Raw genomic sequence first — 18,947 nt, 5'->3', positions numbered from 1 at the left:
GCCACGGGACGGTGGTGCGTACCGCGCGGCACAGGCTACGCGGTCACGGAACCGCCCGCGGCAACTGCCCCCGGGACGTGCCGGACCGTCATGTGCCGGACCATCATGCCCGGCCCGGAACGGGCGTTCCGGACGATCAGCCTCCGGTGTGGGATGTCTCACTCGCGGAGGACAGCGTCCGCTCCAGCACGGGCGTCAGCCGTACGCCCGCCTCCGCCGTACGCGCCCGGTCCATGCCGAGCAGGGCGGAGCGTCCCCGCAGCGTCAGCGTCATCAGCTGGTTGCCGAACCAGGGTCCGCCCGTACGGTCCCAGCGCAGCGACGGCCGTTCCGCCCTCCCGTGCCGGGCCAGCATCCGGCCGAGCAGCCGCCCGGCGCCGCTCCAGCCGAAGCGGAACCCGGCCCGCATGAAGCCCGGGATGCTGTTGTGCATGGGGGAGCAGGTCAGCTGCACCACCCGCGTGCCCGTACCGGAGCCCGTACCCGCGTCCGCGCGCGGCTCCGCGACGTACGCGTGGTGCACGTCGCCGGAGAGCACGCAGACCGTCGCCGGGGCGTCCTCCCCCAGGGAGACCTCCGCGATCAGCGCGGCCAACTCCTCGAAGGAGCGCGGGAACGCCGCCCAGTGCTCCAGGTCGGAGGCCCGCCGCAGCCTCTCCCCGAAGCGCGCCCAGCGCGGGCCGCGCGAGCCCGCGCACAGCGCCGCGTTCCAGCTCTCCACGCCGTGGATGGCGGGCGGCAGCAGCCACGGCAGGGACGAGCCGATCAGCAGGTGGTCGTAGGCGGCGCGGTCGGTGAGGGCCTGCTCGCGCAGCCACTTCATCTCGTCGGCGTCGAGCATCGCCCGGTCCTGCTCCGCGAGTACGCGGGCGGCGCGGGTGTCGGCCATCAGCAGCCGTACGCGCCCGAAGTCCCGCCGGTAGCTCCAGCGGGTCACCTCCGGGTCGGCGTCCGCGCGCGCGGCGAACTCGCGGAGCAGCTCGGTGCCGTCACCGGCCTCCCGTACGGCGGTGAACACCGGGTCCTCGGCCAGCTCGCCCGGCGACAGGTTGCCGAGGTGCTGGTACACCCAGTACGAGGTGAGGCCGCCGAGCAGCCGCTCGCGCCACCAGCTCGTGGCGCGGATGTCGCGCTGCCACGCCTCGCTGGTGTTCCAGTCGTCGATCACGTCGTGGTCGTCGAAGATCATGCAACTGGGCACGGTGGACAGCAGCCAGCGGACGTCGGGCGCGAGCCAGGACTCGTAGTAGAGCGCGGTGTACTCCTCGTAGTCCGCGACCTGGCCCCACGGCGGCTCCTCGATGTCGCGCCGCGCGGCGAGCTGCGCGCGCATCGCCTCGGAGGTCTCGTCCGCGTAGACCTGGTCGCCGAGGAGCAGCAGGACGTCCGGCACGTCACCGCCGCCCGCGGCCTGTTCGGCGAGCGCGGCGAGGGCGTCGGGCCCGACCGGGTCGTGGAAGCTGCCGGAGGGGCGGGCCGCCCAGCGGCACGAGCCGAAGGCGAGCCGCAGCGCGCCCGCGCCGTCGGGGGCGGGGGTGCGGATGGTGCTCGGCGGCAGGCGCCGTACGCCCGCGCCGGGGTCGGGGAGCGGCCAGACCTGGTCGCCGTCGAGCAGCACGCGGTACGGCGTCGTCGTGCCGGGCTCCAGGCCGACGACGGTGACCAGCGCGTAGTGGTGCCCCGCGACCTGCCAGGTGGCGGCGGTGCCGCCCGCGGCGGAACCGTCGCAGCGGACCTCCGCCTCGCACGGGCCGTCGGTCTCCACCCACACGGTCGCGGTGTCCTCGTCCACGTACCGCAGCAGCGGCCCCAGGCGTAGCGCGGTCATCGCGGTCTCCCTCCCTCGCTCCGCAACCGTACGGAACGACGGCCGGAGAAGGGTAGTTTCCCGCTGGACACGACCGGGCGCGTACGGGGGTGGCGGATACGGGGCCGCGTGCGCGCGCTCGGGGGCGGCGCGTACCGGAGGGTGGGACGGGTGGGCGCCGGACTCCCGCGGGCGCCCACCCCGGCCGGGTCAGCAGCCGTTCAGGATCTCGTCCAGCTTGGCCTTCTCGTCGGCGTCCACGGTCATGGCGTACGTGTCCTTCACCCAGACCCACATCGAGGCGTAGGTGCAGTGGTAGTCGGCCTTCGGGGGCAGCCAGTCGGCGGGGTCCTTGTCGCCCTTCGACTGGTTGACGTTGTCGGTGACGGCGATCAGCTGGGAGATGTCCAGGTCGTTCGCCAGGCCCTCGCGCTGGGCGTCCGTCCAGTCGGCGGCACCGGAGCGCCACGCCTCCGCGAGCGGTACGACGTGGTCGATGTCGACGTCGCCGGTCGCGGTCCAGGTCTCGCCGTCGTACTCGCTGTACCAACTGCCGCTCGTCGCCTTGCAGTCGCTGCCCGTCTCGACGCCCTCGCCGTCCCGCTTCAGCACGGCCTCGCGGGTGTCGCAGCTGTCGCCCTGGTCGCTCCAGTGCGGGAACTTCTCACGGTCGTAGCCGTCCATCGAGCCCTCGGTGGACTCGGTCAGCCCGGCGAGCATCGTCTTGGCCTCGGCGGCGCTCGGCGGGGCGGGCGGGGCCGCCTGGGCGGAGCCGCCGGTCAGCGTGGCGGTGGCGCAGACGGCGGCCAGAGCGGCAGCCGCGGCCGTGGCGGCCACCGGACGACGCGCGTAGAGCTTGCGTATGCCGCGCATACGAACTCCCTTGTGGTGTGGGGGGATTGCGGAGTCACCATGCTCGGTCCACCGGGTGTCGTCCCGGCGGTCGACAGGTAACAGCGTGCCGACGTGTGCACGTCACATCAAGACCCCGAGGGGTTGACATGGCGTGCTCCTGTACGGGTCGTGGGCGCCGACGGCCGGTCACGTACGGGAAGCCCTCCTTCCGCCCACGGAACACCCACACTCCGCGCACTCCCCGCACACCGCGCGCGCGGACGACGCCATTCGGCCGACGCGCCTCACCGGGCCCCTGGCGTGAGCCGCGTGCTCGCCGCCGACGCGCCGCTGCCGGTGCGGAGGGGCGCGGTGGCCGTCGTACCGGAGCGGATCGCGCGCGAGCGGCCGCGTCACGTACGCTGTGCGGAGTCTGAAGGGGAGTAGCTCTTCGCCGGACCGTCGACACACTGGGCAGCGCGTCTGCCCCGGCGCCCGGAGCGTGTGCGGTGGGATCTCGTGTCCGCACACGCCAGCGAGACCTTCGGCCGCAGTGTCCCGTACGTCATCCGTACGCCGCGACGCTGTCGAGCCGAAGTGTGCGCGCTCCCGCGGACCTCCCCGGCGCGGCGGCCCGCGGCCCGAACCACCGAGGTACCCCGTGTTCAGCTTCAGTGTCGCCGCCGTCACGTTCGGCGTCGTCTTCCTCGCGGAACTGCCCGACAAGACCGCCCTCGCCGGGCTGATGCTCGGCACCCGCTACCGCGCGTCGTACGTCTTCGCGGGCGTCGCCGCCGCCTTCGCCGTGCACGTGGCGCTGGCCATCGCCGCCGGGAGCGTGCTGACGCTGCTGCCGCACCGGCTGGTCCAGGGCGTCGTCGGCGCGCTGTTCCTCGTCGGCGCGATCGTCCTGCTCCGCAAGGGCGACGACGACGAGGAGGAGGAGACGAAGGCGCCCGCCGACCAGTCGTTCTGGAAGGTGGCGGGCAGCGGCTTCACGCTCATCCTGGTCGCGGAGTTCGGCGACCTGACGCAGATCATGACGGCCAACCTCGCGGCCCGCTACGACGATCCGCTGTCCGTCGGCCTCGGCGCGGTCCTCGCCCTGTGGGCGGTCGCCGGGCTGGGCATCCTGGGCGGTCGTACGTTGCTGCGCTACGTGCCGCTGCGGCTGATCACGAAGGTGGCGGCCGGTCTGATGCTGGCGCTCGCGGCGTTCAGCCTGTACGAGGCGCTGGCGGGCTGACGTACGCGGGGGTGCGGGTCCGTGAGCGTGCCCCCGCGCCTGTACGTCCGGGCCCGTACGTCCCAACCCGTGCGTCCGGCCCGTGCGTTCAGGCCGTGAAGTCGAGTCGTACGGTCCCCGCCGCCGCGTCCGACGTGACCCGTACGCACGTCAGGTCGGGCACCGTCACCGTCGGGCCGTGCGCGTCCGCGCGGGGGCCGACGCCCACCACGCGCATCCCGGCGGCGAGCGCGGCGCGGATGCCCGCGCCGGAGTCCTCGAAGGCGACGCAGTCGGCGGGGGCGAAGCCCAGTTCGGCCGCGCCCTTGAGGAAGCCCTCGGGGTCGGGCTTGCTGGCGCTGACGCACTCCGCGGTGACGCGGGTGTCGGGCAGCGCGAGCCCGGCGGCGCCCATGCGGGCGGTGGCGAGGCCGAGGTCGGCCGAGGTCACCAGGGCGTGCGGGACGGCCGCGGTGGTGAGCGCGGCCAGGAAGGTGTCGGCGCCCGGGACCCGTACGACCCCGTCGAGGTCGGCGGTCTCCTGGGCGAGCAGCTCGCGGTTCTCCGCGAAGTTGTCGGCCATGGGCCGGTCGGGGAGGAGTTCGGCCATCGTGGAGTGGCCCTGCCTGCCGTGCGCGACCCGCATCACGTGGTCGGGGTCCATGCCCTTCGCGGTGGCCCAGCGGCGCCAGACGCGTTCGACGACGGCGTCCGAGTCGACGAGCGTGCCGTCCATGTCGAGGAGCAGCGCGCGGGCGGTGAGCGGGGCGTTCGGCATGGCGTTCGGACTCCCGTCGGCAGGGAAAGATGGCCCCGCCCGCCGGTCAGGGACGCCCCATCCGTCAGGTGAGGGGCACGGGCGGAACCACTTTGTTCCTTCAACATACAAAACGGGGGCCTCGCGCGCCAGTGCCCCCGCGCGACGTACACGTCCTGTACACGTCTCGTACGCCTCCCGCCCCCGCCCGGTGCGCCGGCCCGAGCCCCCGTCCGCCCCTCGTGGTCAGCGTGCCATCGCGCGCGCGGGGCGCTCCGCGCGCGGGCACTCGCCGTCAGCCCCGCCCAGCTCGGCGTTCAACTCCCGTACGAGCACCGTCAGTTCCTGTGGCCGGTCCGGCGACCACCAGTCGCCCAGCAGCTCCGACAGCGCGTCCTCGCGCGCCCGCCCCAGCCGTACCGCCGCCCGCTCGCCCGCCGGGGTCAGCGCCAGCGTCCGGCCCTCCCGTACGGCCATGCCGCGTTCCTCCACCTGCCGCGCCGCCCGCGCCACCACGGGGCGCGGCACCACACCCCGGTCCGCGAGGCCCGTCGGGTCCACCGCGCCGTGCCGCCGGGCCCGCAGCAGCATCCAGCACGCGGCGGGCAGCAGGTCCACCCCCGCGCGGGCGGCCACGTCCGCGTACAGGTCCCGGCGGCCCTGCCGGGTGCTCAGCAGCGACAGCGCCCGGCACACCTCGTCCTCGGAGGACCGCTCCACGGGGTTGGCGGCCAACGTCTCGCTCTCGTCCGGCGACAGCACGCTGCGGCGCAGCGGTTCCTCGCGCAGGAACCACGCCAGCGTGAACGCCACCAGCACCACCGGCGCCGCGTACAGGAACACGTCGGTGATCGCCGTCGCGTACGCCCCCAGCACCTCCGTACGCGCCCCCTCGGGCAACGCCCCCACCGCGCGCGGGTCGTGCTGGAGCGAGGCGGCGGTCACGCCCTCCGGCAGCGGACGGCCGCGCAGCGCGTCCGCCAGCCCGTCCCCGAGGCGGCCGGTGAACACGGTGCCGAACACCGCGACCCCGAACGACGCCCCGACGGAACGGAAGAACGTCACGCCGGAGGTGGCGACGCCGAGGTCCGCGTAGTCCACCGCGTTCTGCACGGCCAGCACCAGCACCTGGAGCACCAGCCCCAGACCCAGCCCGAACACCGCGAAACACCCGCTCATCTCCGCCGTCGAGCTGCGCTCGTCCAGCCCGTGCAGCAGCACCAGGCCCAGTGCCGTGACCGCCGTGCCGACCACCGGGAACACCTTCCAGCGGCCCGTACGGCTGACCAACTGCCCCGACAGCGTGGACGACACCAGCATCCCGGCGACCATCGGCAGCATGTGCACACCCGACATCGTCGGCGTCACCCCGTGCACGACCTGGAGGAACGTCGGCAGGTACGTCATCGCGCCGAACATCGCGAAGCCGACCACGAAACCGATCACCGCGCACAGCGCGAACGTCCTGATCCGGAACAGCCGCAGCGGCACCACCGGCTCCGCCGCCCGCCGTTCCACCGCCACGAAGCACGCGAGCAGCAGCACCGCCAGTACGGCCAGCCCCGCCGTACGCGCCGACAGCCACGGCCAACTCGTACCGCCCAGCGACGCGATCAGCACCAGGCACGTCGCGAAGGAGGCGACGAGGAACGTGCCCAGGTAGTCGATCCGGTGCCGACGCCGGTGCACGGGCAGCCGCAGCACCGTCGCGACCACGGCCAGGGCGACGGCGCCGAGCGGCAGGTTGACGTAGAACACCCAGCGCCAGTCGAGGTGCTGGGTGAAGAAGCCGCCGAGGAGCGGCCCCAGCACGCTCGACATGCCGAAGACGGCGCCGAACAGGCCCTGGTAGCGGCCCCGTTCGCGGGCCGGCACCAGGTCGCCGACGATCGCCATGGAGAGCGTCATCAGCCCGCCGCCGCCCAGCCCCTGCACGGCGCGGAAGCCGATCAGCTGCGGCATGTCCCGCGCGACGCCGCACAGCGCGGAACCGGCCAGGAACAGCACGATCGCCGCCTGGAACAGCCGCTTCCGCCCGTACTGGTCGCCGAGCTTGCCCCACAGCGGAGTCGCGGCGGTCGCGGCCAGCAGGTACGCCGTCACCACCCACGACAGGTGGTCCAGGCCGCCCAGTTCGCTGACGATGGTCGGCAGCGCGGTGGCGACGATCGTCTGGTCCAGCGCCGCCAGCAGCATGCCCAGCAGCAGCGCCCCCATGGCCAGCCACAGGGCGCGCCCCGACGGGGCCTCCGGACCGCCCGGGGCGGCGGTCGCCGCCTCCGGGGTGTGCTCCGCCGACATGGGCCCTCCTCGCTCCGCGTGCGGGGGTGCCCTTCCCATGGTCGCCCCCGTACGCCGGAACGGCCTCCCGGGCGTCCGGGAGGCCGTCGTACGAGCCGGGGAGCGCGGGAGTTACGGCGCGGGCGTCACGCGGGCTTCGGCGCCGCCTGCTGCGCCACCTCGAACGACCACAGCGCCGAGCTGGCCGACACCGGCTTCGGACGCTCCCCGCCGCTCTCGCCCGGGGCGGCGGTCCCGCGCTGGTGGGCGCCCTTCATCGGGCCCTCCATCCAGGCCAGGTACGACTCCTCGTCCCGCCACCGCGTGTACACCAGGTACTCGTCGGTCCCCTCCAGCGGGCGCAGCAGCTCGAACCACTCGAAGCCGTCCGCGCCCTCCACCACCCCGGCCCGCGCGCCGAACCGCTGCTCGAACGTCTCGCGCTGCTCGGCGGGGACGGTCAGGACGTTGATCTTCACGATGCTGGGCACGGGACACCTCTCACCGGGTGGACGCAGGGCGCTCCGATGCTCCCACGGCGCCATGCCGCCGTACGGCTCCGGGGCGGCGGTCGGGGGCGGCGCCCGTACGCGCCCGCCGTCACGCGCCCGTCGTACGCGGACGGCCCGATGCGGTGCGCACCGCGACGACGGATCGTCGGGTGCGCACCGCTGTTCCCCCGGTTTCGGCGCGCCGCCGGGTGTCCCCTCGGTGGGCGCGCCGCGCGGGACCGCTCGGGCCCCTGACACACGACGTTAGAGGGCGCGGCGCGCGTGGCCAACGTGCACGCTGCCCAACGGGAGCCGGGAGTTGTGCACGGTGCTCAGCGCGGCGCGGGTGCGGGCGCGGGCGGGTCGACGCTCCCACCGCCGTACGGGGCGTCCGCGATACGGAGGGCCAGGACGACGGTGTGGATGCCGGTGCCGTGCGTCAGCAGGTCCAGGCCGAGCGCGGCCTCGGCGCCGCGCAGATGGGCCCGTACGGTGTTGCGGCTGATGCCCAGTCGCCGCGCGGTCCGCTGCGCGTCGGCGTTCGCGTCGATCCACGCGTGGAGCGTGCGCTGGTGGCGGGCGTCGAGCGGGCGCAGCGCCGCGCGGGCCCAGGCGCCCGGCGCCTCGCCGACGAGCAGCTCGTCCAGGGCGGGCGGCGGCCGGTGGCGGCCGTTGCCGGGGCGCTCCGGGCGGTCGGGTCCCGCGTGCCCGGTCACGGGGCCGTCAGGTGCCGGACCTTCGGGTTCCGCGCCTTCCGGTGCCGCGCCTTCCGGCGCCGGGGACGCGCCGCTCAGCGCGAGGGCGAGATGGACCGCCGCCCGGTTCCGTACGTCCGCGAGGTCGAGCCCGAGGACGTCCTCCGCCCTCCGGATGTGCGCGGCGACGGTGTTGCGGCTGAGGCCGAGCAGCCCGGCCACCCCGGAGCGCGGCATGCTCATGGCCATGCGCGTGATCTCCGCGCTGGTCCGCGGCGCGCCGTCCAGCGGACGCAGCAGCGCGCGGGCCCAGTCGTGGGCGCGCTGCCGCGGCAGGACGGCCTCCAGCGGCGTCCGGCCGTGGTAGTAGCCCACGCGCCCGTCGGCGGTGTGCGCGGCGGCGAGGGCGTGCGCCGCCTGCCCGTACGCCTCGGCCGTCGCCGCGAGGGGGTGCGCGCCGCTGACGCCCAGCGCGTAGCGCGGGTGCGCCCGCACCAGGCGGCGCAGCGCCGGGCCCAGCCCGTACGCGCCACCCGGCCCGCCGTCCGCGACGCCGTCCGAGCCGTCGCCGCCGTCGTCCACGCCGCCCCCGCCGTCGTCCGTGACGAGGCAGATCAGGTGGTCCTTGAAGACCGGGCAGTGCACCATCAGGTCCGGACCCTGGTAACCGGAGGGGTCCTGGTGCGCCCGCGTGATCCGGTCGCGGTCGGACGGCGGGCAGCGCAGCAGGTAGACGCGGAGCCGTTCGGCGTCCAGCAGCGGCGGTACGGCGCCGCTCGTCATCCGGCGCGCCAGCACGGGTTCGCCCGCGAGCAGCGCGTGCAGTACGGCGAGCCGCAGCTGCCGTGCCTTGTCCTGGTAGCGGCGGCTGGTCCGGTCGCCCTCCCCGGCGAGGCTCAGCAGGGTGAGGACGCTGCCCGCGTGGGAGGCCAACGCGGCCGTCGCGCGCGCGGGTTCGGCCGGGGAGGCCACGACCAGCACCGGGTGCGGTACGCCGGACCCGAGCGCCTCGCACCGTACGTGCAGACCGGCGGCCTCGGTCGCCGCCGTGGCCAGCCGCCCGTCGCGCAGCCGCGCGAGCAGCGGTGCCAGCGGCGGCAGCACCTCCGGCGGGAAGTCCGGGGTGGACGCCTCCGGTGCGGGCGTGACCTCCGTACCCGCCGGGTCGCGCGTGCCCTCCGTGTCGGGCGCGAGCAGCGCTGCCCCGGCGCCGGTCTGCCGGTGCAGCCAGTCGAGAACTCCCCGTACGCCGGAGCCCGTTCCGGTCGCCGCCTGCCGCCGCACCTCGCGGAGCAGCCCCTCCAGGGCGGCCTGTCCGTCGGGGCCCCGCCGGTCGTCCGGTCCCTCCGTCACGTCCACTCCGTCACGTCCACGCCACTGTCCCCTCCGTACCCGCGTCGTCCACCCTCCATCGTTCCCGACGGGCGCCGCCCGCCGTCCGGTCCCGGCCATCCGCCGTACGGCGCCCGCGCACCCTCCCCGGCGGGAAACGCGCACCGTACGCGTACGGGGGCGGGTACGGGGGCCGTCAACCGGCGTGCCGGACGGCGCGGTTGGGCGGCGGGCCGGCCGCTGGTCCGGGTGCTTCCCGTGCGGCTTTCCCTGTGTCAAAGGTCTTGACCGCACTCCGTCAAGAAAGATAGGTCTAGACCTCGGCACGTGATATCGACTCGTCACTTCGCGACCGCGGTTCCGCATCTCGCGGTCGTGTCCTCACCGTCGTCGATGTGTCCGTTCTCGCGTTGCCGACGCTCGACCAGGCCGCCGAAACGGCCCCGGTACGCCATACCGGGAGCCGGCCCCCACCCTGACGGGCGGCCGTCATCGTGAAGGAGTTGGCATGAACCGGAAACGCAAGCTCGCCGCCCTCGTCGGCGCTGGTGTCGCCCCCATGATCGCCCTGTCCCTGCCGGCCAGCCCCGCCGGCGCGCACGGCTACGTCGACTCGCCCGCCAGCCGCCAGGCGCAGTGCGCCGCGGGCTCCATCGAGTGCGGCGACATCCAGTGGGAGCCGCAGAGCGTCGAGGGTCCCAAGGGCCTGACCAGTTGCAGCGGCGGCAACGAGCAGTTCTCCGAGCTGGACGACGACAGCAAGGGCTGGCAGGTCCACGACGTCGGCAGCTCCACGGACTTCACCTGGAAGCTGACCGCGCGCCACGCGACCAGCACGTGGCAGTACTTCGCGGGCGGCCAGAAGATCGCCGAGTTCGACGACGGCGGCGCGCAGCCCGGTGCGACCGTGACGCACAACGTCAGCTTCGACGGCCTCTCCGGCAACCAGAAGGTGCTCGCGGTCTGGAACGTCGCCGACACGGCGAACGCGTTCTACGCCTGCATCGACGTCAACGTCGGCGGCTGACACCCCGGTTCGCCGCTCAGGGGGCGGTCTGCGGCACCTGTGCCCGCAGGCCGCCCCTCGCGCTTCCCGCGTCCACCGTCCGTGCCGCCTCCCGCGTCCCGCGCGCGGACGACGCCCCGCGCCGTCCCGTACCGCCCGCGCTTCCGGGTACGGAGCCCGCGCCGACCCCGATAGGGTGACGCCTGCCCCGGCGGGTACCCGGCCCGTGCTCCCGCTCACCGGGACCGGCCGAGGGGCCCCTCCGGGCCACGCGACACCGCGTACCGGTGGCTGTACGCCCCGTTCCCGGGGTCGTACGGGAGCGGTGCGGGTGCCTCGATGTCATGGCATACGCTGATATGGACCGGTTGTCAGCGATTTCGGCGTTCTTCGCCGCTCGTGGGGGTCGAATCGCCTGTTGACGGCTCCTGTCGGGGCCGTGTCAGGTAGCCGGTGGGTGTCCCGCGTCTGACCAACGGGATGATGGGGCGGGACAGCGGAGCGGATCGAACGGGAGACTTCGGCGCGTGACGGCGGATACGTCTGGAGAACGGGCGAACGGAAACGCCGCGGGGATGCCGCGGCCGGGCGGCCTCACGGGCCAGTTGGGCTCGCGCGGTGGCATGGCCCTCGTCGGCCTGTGGCTGCTGGCGGGCGCGCTCGCGGCGCGGCAGCTGGCGGCGGTGCTGCGGCAGCCGTCGGACGAGCGGCTGACCGACCTGCTCGGCTGGATCGGTGACAACGGCGTGCTGCGCGTGCGCGGCTCGTTCTACGACGGCGCGAACCCGTTCACCGGCACGCCCTTCGCGGGCCTCGTGCTCAAACCGCTCACCAGCGCCGCCGACCACAGCCTCGGCGTCGCCTGGACCTTCGGCACGCTGCTGCTCGTCGCGGCCGTCGGGGTCGTCGCCGCGCGGGCGCTGCCGGAGCCGGTGTCGCGGCGTACGGCGCTGTTCGCCGTGCCGGTCGCCCTCAGCCTGCTCGTGGTCTCCGTCCCCGTGCGCAACGCCTTCACGCTCGGCCAGACCAGCATCCTGCCCGTGCTGCTCGTGCTCGTCGGCTGGCTGCTGCGCGGCCGGGAACGGCACACGGGCGGCGTGCTGATCGGCCTGGCCGCCGCGTTGCAGCCCGCGGTGCTGCTGTTCGTACCGCTGCTGTGGTTCACCGGCCGCCGGAACGCCGCCGTGGCCGCTGGCGCCACCTTCGCCGCCGGTACGGCCGCGGCGTGGGCGGTCGTCCCCGGCGACTCCTGGACGTACTGGGTGCACCACGTCGCGGGCGCCGGGCTCGGCGCCCCGTCCGACGGGCTCGCCAACCAGTCGCTGCACGGCGCGCTGCTCCGGATCGGCCTGAGCGGCCCCCTCGAACTCGCCCTGCTGGCCGTGCTCGCCGGTGCCGTCGCCTGGTTCGGGCTGCGCCGCGCCGTCCACTACGCGCTGGACGGCCAGCTGCTGCTCGCCGCCGCGATCGCCGGGTGCGCGGTCGTCGCCGTGTCCCCGACCGCCTGGCAGCACGAGCAGCTGTGGGTCCTCCTCGCCGTCGTCGGCCGTGCCGGACGGCGCCGGGGCGACCGGTTGATGTGGCCGGTGACCGTGGTCCTGGTCATGTCCCTGGAAAGCAGCGCGCTCGTCCCGAACATGTCGGTCCTGCGGTTCCTCGCGGAGAACGGCCCGCTGGTCGCGGCCGTGCTCGCGGCGTGCGTGATCCCGTTCCTGTCCCGTACGGCCGACAGCTGGGCCACCCCGGAGCCTTCCGGTCCGTTCACCCGCCCCAACCTGCTGCTGGAACTGCTGCTGATCCGCGTCGGCTACTGGGGCTACTCCTACGTGCGCGGCCAGGCCGACGACGGCGTCGGTACCGCCGAGGCGCACGGCACGCAGATCCTCGACATCGAGGGGATGCTGCACGTCGACTGGGAGCACGCGCTCAACCAGTTCACGGTGCGGCACCCGTGGATCGAGGAGTTCTGCAACTTCTACTACACGACGTTCCACTTCCTCGTCCCGATCGCGCTGCTCGCGCTGCTCTACGTCCGGCGCCCGCCGTCGTACCGCGAGTCGCGCACCGCGCTGAGCTTCGCCACCGTGCTCGGCCTGGTCGGCTTCTGGTTCTACCCGCTGGCGCCGCCGCGGCTGATGCCCGGCCTCGGCTTCATCGACACGGCGCACGGCCCGCAGGACCTGAGCGACCCGGACTTCGGGGCGCTGACGGAGCTGTCCAACCAGTACGCGGCGATGCCGTCGCTGCACGTCGGCTGGTCGCTGTGGTGCGCGGTGGTGATCGTACGGCTGACCCCGAACGTGTGGCTGCGGGCGCTGGGCGTCCTCTACCCGCTGATGACCACCTTCGTGGTGATGGCCACCGCCAACCACTACCTGCTGGACGCCGTGGGCGGTGTCGCCGTGATCGCGGCGGGCTTCGGCCTCCAGCGGCTCACCGCGCGCTTCCTGCCGGTGACGGAGCCGGAGGCGGGTACGGAGACCACGGCGGACGCGGTGACGCGTACGGCGGACGCGGGCACGCCAGCCGGAGCGGAGCCGGAGGCCGAACCCGAGCCCGGGAAGGCCGCCGACGAGCAGCGGGACGGCGAGCGCTCCGGGGCGTCCGCCCCCGGCGCGTAGCCGCCCCGGCGGTCACGGCTCCGGCCGCTCCGGCGGCGCGAACGCCACCGGCGCGTCGAACGCCGCGCGCCGGGTGGCCCGCCGCAGCGCCTTCAGCACGGCGCCGCCCACGGTCAGCGTCAGCACGACCGTGAGCGCCGCGCGCGGCAGGTCCCAGCCCAGGGACGTGGCGAGGACGTACGCGAGGAAGCGCGACAGGTTCGCGCCGAGCGGGTCGCCGGGCACGAAGGAGACGCCGGAGCCGAGCCCGGCGATGTACGTCCAGCCCTGGAGGTTCATCGCCGTGCCGTAGAGGACGGACGCGACGGCGCCGTACGCGGCGAGCAGCAGCAGTTCGGGCCGTCCTCGCAGGGTGTCGGGGCGGGGCAGCAGCCCGGCGCCCATGGACACCCAGCCCATGGACAGCATCTGGAACGGCAGCCACGGGCCGACCCCGCCGGTCAGCAGCGCCGACGCGCACATCGACACCGCGCCCAGCACGAAGCCGAAGCCCGGCCCCAGCACCCGCCCGGACAGCACCATCAGGAAGAACATCGGCTCCAGCCCGGCCGTACCCGCGCCCAGCGGCCGCAGTGCCGCGCCCGCCGCCGCGAGGACGCCGAGCATCGCGACGGCCTTCGCGTCGAGGCCCGCGTCCGCGACGGTCGCGACGGCCACCGCGAGCAGCAGCGGCAGCAGCGCCGCGAACAGCCACGGCGCGTCCCGCGCGTGCGCGAGCCCCGACGCGGAGTCGGCCAGCAGCGGCCAGCCGAACGCGGCCACCCCGGTCGCGGAGACCAGCGCGAGCGCCGCCACCGAGCGGGGGCCCAGCCGTACGGCCCGTGCCTGCCGTACGGGCCCGGCCCGCCGCCCGGACGCGCCGCCCGTACGCGGCTTCCCGGCGCGCGCCCTCACCGCCCCGCCCCCTCGGCGCGGTCCGCGTCGGGCGCGAGCGCGGCCCGTACCTGCGGCACGGTCAGCCACGGGCCCGGCGCGAGGATCTTGGCGACCTGCGGGGCGAAGGCGGGTGAGCCGGTGACGACCTCCGGGGTGGGGCCGTCGGCGACGACGTCGCCCTCGGCGAGGATGACGACGCGGTGGGCGAGTTCGGCGGCGAGTTCCACGTCGTGGGTGGCGAGGACGATGGCGTGCCCGGTGGCGGCGAGTTCGCGGAGCACGGCGACGAGGCGGCCCTTCGCGGCGTAGTCGAGGCCGCGCGTCGGCTCGTCCAGGAGCAGCAGCGGGGGAGCGGCGGTGAGGATCACCGCGAGGGCGAGCGCGAGGCGTTGGCCCTCGGACAGGTCGCGCGGGTGGGTGGTGTCCGGCACGTCCGGGAGCAGCCGGGCGACCAGCGCGCGGCAACTGCCCGGCGCGGCGCCCGCGTCGGCGTCGGCCGCCGCGCACTCGGCGGCCACCGTGTCCGCGTACAGCAGGTCCAGCGGCTGCTGCGGAACCAGCCCGACGTGGTGCAGCAGCCGGTCCGGCGGAGTCCGGTGCGGTACGGCCGACCGGCCGCCGGTGTCCCCCTCCCGGCCGGTGGCGGGGCGGTGCCGGAGGCGGGCCAGCAGCCCGGCGCGCGCCTCCGGCGCCCGCGCCGTCCCCGGACCGCCGGGCAGGGACGCGGGCCCCAACAGGACGCTGCCGCCCGCCGGTTCGTACATCCCGGTCAGGGCGCCCAGCAGGGTGGACTTGCCCGCGCCGTTGCGGCCCATCAGGGCCACCGTCTCGTACGGCCGCACCCGCAGGTCCAGCGCGCGCAGCACGTCCGCGCGGCCGCGCCGTACGGTCAGCGCCCGTACGTCCGCCGCCGGTGGCGCCCCGGGAGCCGGGTCCGTCCGCGTGGGGCGTGGTGGCGCGGCGGGCAGCCGGTCGCGCAGGGGGGCGGCGCGGCGGCGGGCGTCGCGTACGGACAGGGGGAGCGGTGCCCAGCCCGCCAGCGCGCCGAGTTCGGCCACCGGCGGCCGTACCGGCGACAGCGGCATGACCTCCTCCGGCGTGCCGAGCACCGGCGGGGCGCCGGGCCCGGGGAGCAGGAGGACGCGGTCGGCGTACTGCACGACGCGTTCCAGCCGGTGCTCGGCCATCAGCACCGTGGTGCCGAGGTCGTGCACGAGGCGTTGCAGCACGGCCAGCACCTCCTCGGCGGCGCCCGGGTCGAGCGCGGACGTCGGCTCGTCGAGCACCAGGACGCGCGGGTGCACGGCGAGTACGGAGCCGATGGCCACGCGCTGCTGCTGCCCGCCGGAGAGCGTGGCGAGCGGCCGTTCGCGGAGGGCGGCCAGGCCGAGCAGGTCGAGGGTCTCCTCGACGCGGCGGCGCATCACGTACGGGGGGAGGCCCACGGACTCCATGCCGTAGGCGAGTTCGTCCTCGACGGTGTCGGTGACGAAGTGGGCGAGCGGGTCCTGCCCGACGCTGCCGACGACGTCGGCGAGTTCGCGCGGGCGGTGCGTACGGGTGTCGCGGCCGTCGACGGTGACACGTCCGTGCAGCGTGCCGCCCGTGAAGTGCGGCACCAGCCCGGAGACCGTGCCCAGCAGCGTGGACTTGCCGACCCCGGACGGGCCGACCAACAGGCAGAGTTCGCCCTCCGGCACGGTGAGGTCGACACCGTGCAGCGCGGGCGCGGCGGCGTCCTCGTAGGTCACGGAGACCTGCTCGAAGCGGATCACGGCGACTCCTCGGAACGGTGCGGGCGGCGGTACGGGGGCGGCTCCGGACGGCGCTCCGGCTCGGCGTCGCGCTCCGCGCCGCGTTCCGGCTCCGGGCCGGTGGGCGCGGGTGGCAGCGGCGCGACGAACGCGGGCAGCAGCCCGAGCAGCAGCGACGCGGCGGGCCAGAGCGGGAGTTCGGGTGCGGCCAGCGGTACGGTCGCGGGCCGCAGCGCCTCCGGCCACCGCCCGTCGGCCCAGACGGTCGCCGCCGCGACGGCCGCCCCGGACCCGGCGACCAGCCAGGCGCGTACGCCCCAGCGGTCGGGCCGGTGGCGGCTGCGTACGCTGCGCCGCCCGCCGAGCCGCAGCCCCGCGAGCGCGGCGGCCAGCCCGGCGGCCAGCAGCGGTGTGCCGTACGCGGCACCGTCCGCCGTGAGCAGCGCGTACGTCCCGACGCAGACCCCCAGCAGCCCGCCGAGCACCAGCGCGGACGTGGCGTGGCGTACGGGCGCGGGCACGTGCGCCGTACGCCCGTAGCCGCGCGCGTCCATCGCCGCCGCCACCGCCACCGAACGCTCCAACGCACCTTCCAGCACCGGCAGTCCGACCTGGAGCAGTGCCGCGACCCCCCGGTCCGCGCGCCCGCGCAGCCGCCGGGCGGCGCGCAACCGCCGTACGTCGGCGACGAGATGCGGCGCGAACGTCATGGCCACGACGACGGCGACACCCACCTCGTACAGCGCCCCCGGCAGGGACTTCAGCAGCCGGGCCGGGCTGGCCAGGGCGTTGGCGGCGCCGACGCAGACGAGCAGCGTGGCCAGCTTCAGCCCGTCGTACGCGGCGAACAGCATCCCCTCCGCCGTCACCCGGCCGCCCACGCGCACGCCCTGCGCCCAGTCGGGGAGCGGCAGTTCGGGCAGCGTGACCAGGACGTGCGTGCCCGGGATCGGGGAGCCGAGGAAGAAGGCGAACACCAGCCGGATCAGCAGCACCAGAAGGCCCAGCTTCAGGAACGCGACGTACGAGTGGGCCCAGGGCGCGTCCGTACGGCGTGCCGCCACCACGTAGCCCGCGACGGTGACGAGCAGGGCCAGCAGCAGGGGGTTGGTCGTGCGGGAGGCGGCCGTGGCGAGGCCGAGGGCCCAGAGCCACCAGGCGCCCGCGTGCAGCGCGTTGCCGCGCGCCGCCTCGGGGGCGCGTAGCCGGGACAGGGCGCGCGGCGCGGTCGGTGCGTCCGGGGCGCGCGCGGTCATCCGCGGCGACGGCGGCGGGTACGCCGATACGCGGCCGCGCCGAGCGCCAGCACGGCCCCGACCCCGGCGGCGGCGCCGAGGGACGGCGGGACGCCCCCCTCGTCCCCACCGTCCCCGTCGTCGCTCTCCGCCGTACCGCCGTCGGCCGCCGTCCGCTCGCCGCAGCCGGACTCCGGGTAGCCCGCGATCGCGCACAGCAGCGCGTCGGAGTTGTAGCGCAGCGGCTCCGCCTCGGCCGCCAGCGCGTCGGCCGCCGTACCGCTGCCCGCGTCCACCCGCGCGCAGGCCGTACGGGGCGCGGGCGGCCGTTCGCCGGAGGGCGCGTCGGCGGCCGTACCGAAGTCCACGACCAGCGCCACCCGCGCGCTCCCGGACCGCCGCTCCTCGCCCGCGCAGACGCGGGCGAAGTCCGCCGCGCCGCGCGGCTTCGACGCGTCGCCGGAGTCCTCGCTGACGCCGAAACGGAAGCCCAGCACGTCGCCGTCGGACGGGCGCAGTGTCGACGGGCCCTGCGAGGCGTACGACCAGGCGCCGTCGGCGCGCTCCCAGAACGACCAGTAGCGGTAGCCGCCCGCGTCGGCCCGCGCCGGACCGTACGCCACCGGGCGCGCGTCGACCGGACCCGCCGCGAACGGGGCGACCGCCGCGTACAGCGCCACCGCCGCCACGGCCGCGCCCGCCGTCACAGGCCCTGCTGCTTCCGGCGCCCGCTGAACAGGATGCCGATGCCCGCGCCCGCCGCGAGCCCCGCCACCACGAGCGAGACGGTCACCGCCGTGCCGGCGCCGTCCTTGTCGTCGTCCTCCTCCGGCGGCGCGTCCTTCGCGGGCGCGGGCCCGGTCGCGTTCAGCCGCTTCACCAGGTCGGCGCCGCCGAAGTCGCGCGGGTCGCCGTCGGCGGCGTGCGCGGCCAGGACGAGCGCGCCGAGCGCCGCCGGGTCGGACGCGGACTTGTCCCAGTCCTTCGCGTGGTCCTCCAGCCAGTCCAGCGTGTCCTCGGCCGTGTCGTCGTGGCCGCTGGCCGCGAGGGCCAGCACCGCGTCGGCGGTGTTGCCGTAGTCCGGCTTCCCCTTCTCGCCGGGCATCGCGGACGGCAGGTGCCGCCCGTTGGCCCGCAGCACCTCCGTCAGGTACGCGGCGCCCGCGCCCGCCGCCGCGTCGGGCGAGATCTTCTCGTCCGCGCCGTCCTCGCCGCCGCCTCCGCTGCCGCTGCCGCTGTCCGTCCCGCAGTCGGTCGGGGCGGGGGTTTCGCCGTCGTCCTCGGCGGGCTCGACGACGAGCCCGCCGCCGCGCGCGGCGAGGACCGCCGCCGCCGTGGCGTCGTCGTTCGGCGCGAGGTCGCCCTTCTTGTCCGGCTGGTACGCGAACGCGCCGCGCTCGCCCTCCTTCGCGTCGCAGCCGAGCTGGAGCCCGAGCAACGCCTCGTACGCCGACGGCTCGCCGGGCTTCGCAGGGTCGCCGCCGGAGACGGCCAGCGCCCCGATGACGACGCCGGTGGAGTTGGCGTCGGTGGGGCTGCCCGGGTTGTAGCCCCAGCCGCCGTCCTCGTTCCGCACCGACACCAGCCACTTCGCGGCGCTCCGTACGGCGTCGCTCCGCCCGCCGAGCGCCGCCAGCGCCTGCACGGCGGCGGCGGTGGCGTTGGTGTCGGCGGGTGTCTTCCCGTCGCAGTCGGCGCGGGGGTCCGCGCGGTACGCGGTGAACGAGCCGTTCGCGCACTGCTGGTCGGTCAGCCAGGCCACGGCGCGGTCGGCGGGGGACACCCCGGCGGTGTCCTGCGCGAGGAGCGCGACGGACTGGCGCCAGACGCCGTCGAACTTCGGGTCGCCCTTCCCGTACAGGCCGTCGTCCCCGGCGGCCGCCGCGCGCGCGGGGCTCGTGGCGGGCGCCGCCGAGGCCGTACCGGTGAGTGCCAGCGGTGCCGCGGCCGTACAGAGCACGGACGCCGCGAGTACCGCGGTGCCGCGGCGGAGTGACGACATGACGGATGCCTTTCGGTGGGCGGGGACGCAGC

14 protein-coding genes are annotated in these 18,947 nt (G+C 75.6%); 3 read left to right on the top strand and 11 right to left on the bottom strand.

What is annotated here, in order from left to right:
- Positions 1–136: 136 nt before the first annotated feature.
- Together D7M15_RS06535 and D7M15_RS06530 are read right to left on the bottom strand one after the other, a co-directional pair.
- Entirely contained in the window at positions 137–1,828 is a 1,692-nt protein-coding gene (locus D7M15_RS06535) for an alkaline phosphatase D family protein (protein ID WP_121516624.1), read from the bottom strand.
- A 189-nt stretch (positions 1,829–2,017) separates the two neighbouring features.
- Entirely contained in the window at positions 2,018–2,680 is a 663-nt protein-coding gene (locus tag D7M15_RS06530; RefSeq protein WP_121516623.1) for an HNH endonuclease family protein, read from the bottom strand.
- A 622-nt stretch (positions 2,681–3,302) separates the two neighbouring features.
- Between D7M15_RS06530 and D7M15_RS06525 the strand changes: the two genes are divergently transcribed.
- Complete coding sequence (locus D7M15_RS06525) at positions 3,303–3,887, top strand: TMEM165/GDT1 family protein (protein WP_121516622.1); 585 nt, start codon at positions 3,303–3,305, stop codon at positions 3,885–3,887.
- 88 nt (positions 3,888–3,975) lie between these two features.
- Here D7M15_RS06525 and D7M15_RS06520 read toward each other — a convergent pair whose 3' ends face one another.
- The 4 genes from D7M15_RS06520 to D7M15_RS06505 form a co-directional block, all read right to left on the bottom strand.
- Entirely contained in the window at positions 3,976–4,644 is a 669-nt protein-coding gene (locus D7M15_RS06520; protein ID WP_121516621.1) for an HAD-IA family hydrolase, read from the bottom strand.
- A 225-nt stretch (positions 4,645–4,869) separates the two neighbouring features.
- Positions 4,870–6,924: an MFS transporter gene (locus tag D7M15_RS06515; protein WP_121516620.1), complete on the bottom strand. Its 2,055-nt coding sequence runs from the start codon at positions 6,922–6,924 to the stop codon at positions 4,870–4,872.
- 125 nt (positions 6,925–7,049) lie between these two features.
- Positions 7,050–7,394 carry an antibiotic biosynthesis monooxygenase gene (locus D7M15_RS06510; RefSeq protein ID WP_240649160.1) on the bottom strand — a complete coding sequence of 115 codons (345 nt, stop codon included), beginning with the start codon at positions 7,392–7,394 and terminating at the stop codon, positions 7,050–7,052.
- A gap of 332 nt (positions 7,395–7,726) precedes the next feature.
- On the bottom strand, positions 7,727–9,442 hold the full coding sequence (locus tag D7M15_RS06505) for a helix-turn-helix domain-containing protein (RefSeq protein WP_240649159.1): 1,716 nt from the start codon (positions 9,440–9,442) through the stop codon (positions 7,727–7,729).
- A 487-nt stretch (positions 9,443–9,929) separates the two neighbouring features.
- Between D7M15_RS06505 and D7M15_RS06500 the strand changes: the two genes are divergently transcribed.
- Together D7M15_RS06500 and D7M15_RS06495 are read left to right on the top strand one after the other, a co-directional pair.
- Positions 9,930–10,448, top strand: a complete 519-nt coding sequence (locus D7M15_RS06500) for a lytic polysaccharide monooxygenase auxiliary activity family 9 protein (RefSeq protein ID WP_121516617.1) — start codon at positions 9,930–9,932, stop codon at positions 10,446–10,448.
- A 554-nt stretch (positions 10,449–11,002) separates the two neighbouring features.
- Entirely contained in the window at positions 11,003–13,048 is a 2,046-nt protein-coding gene (locus D7M15_RS06495; protein ID WP_240649158.1) for a bifunctional glycosyltransferase 87/phosphatase PAP2 family protein, read from the top strand.
- A 12-nt stretch (positions 13,049–13,060) separates the two neighbouring features.
- Here D7M15_RS06495 and D7M15_RS06490 read toward each other — a convergent pair whose 3' ends face one another.
- The 5 genes from D7M15_RS06490 to D7M15_RS06470 form a co-directional block, all read right to left on the bottom strand.
- Complete coding sequence (locus D7M15_RS06490) at positions 13,061–13,858, bottom strand: ECF transporter S component (RefSeq protein ID WP_121515581.1); 798 nt, start codon at positions 13,856–13,858, stop codon at positions 13,061–13,063.
- Between the two features lie 80 nt (positions 13,859–13,938).
- Positions 13,939–15,699: an ABC transporter ATP-binding protein gene (locus D7M15_RS06485; protein ID WP_121516615.1), complete on the bottom strand. Its 1,761-nt coding sequence runs from the start codon at positions 15,697–15,699 to the stop codon at positions 13,939–13,941.
- Positions 15,696–16,934 (bottom strand): CbiQ family ECF transporter T component, encoded by a 1,239-nt coding sequence (locus D7M15_RS06480; protein ID WP_121516614.1) that lies wholly within the window; start codon positions 16,932–16,934, stop codon positions 15,696–15,698. Before D7M15_RS06480 ends, D7M15_RS06485 begins: the two co-directional genes overlap by 4 nt.
- Positions 16,931–17,536: an SCO2322 family protein gene (locus tag D7M15_RS06475; protein ID WP_240649591.1), complete on the bottom strand. Its 606-nt coding sequence runs from the start codon at positions 17,534–17,536 to the stop codon at positions 16,931–16,933. Before D7M15_RS06475 ends, D7M15_RS06480 begins: the two co-directional genes overlap by 4 nt.
- Before the next feature lie 80 nt (positions 17,537–17,616).
- Complete coding sequence (locus D7M15_RS06470) at positions 17,617–18,915, bottom strand: prenyltransferase/squalene oxidase repeat-containing protein (protein WP_121516612.1); 1,299 nt, start codon at positions 18,913–18,915, stop codon at positions 17,617–17,619.
- Positions 18,916–18,947: the final 32 nt, after the last annotated feature.

The organism is Streptomyces sp. Z26, assembly GCF_003665095.1.
Lineage (GTDB): Bacteria > Actinomycetota > Actinomycetes > Streptomycetales > Streptomycetaceae > Streptomyces > Streptomyces phytohabitans.
Note: the sequence above shows the minus strand (reverse complement) of the source record. Positions and strands in the feature narration are given on the sequence as shown.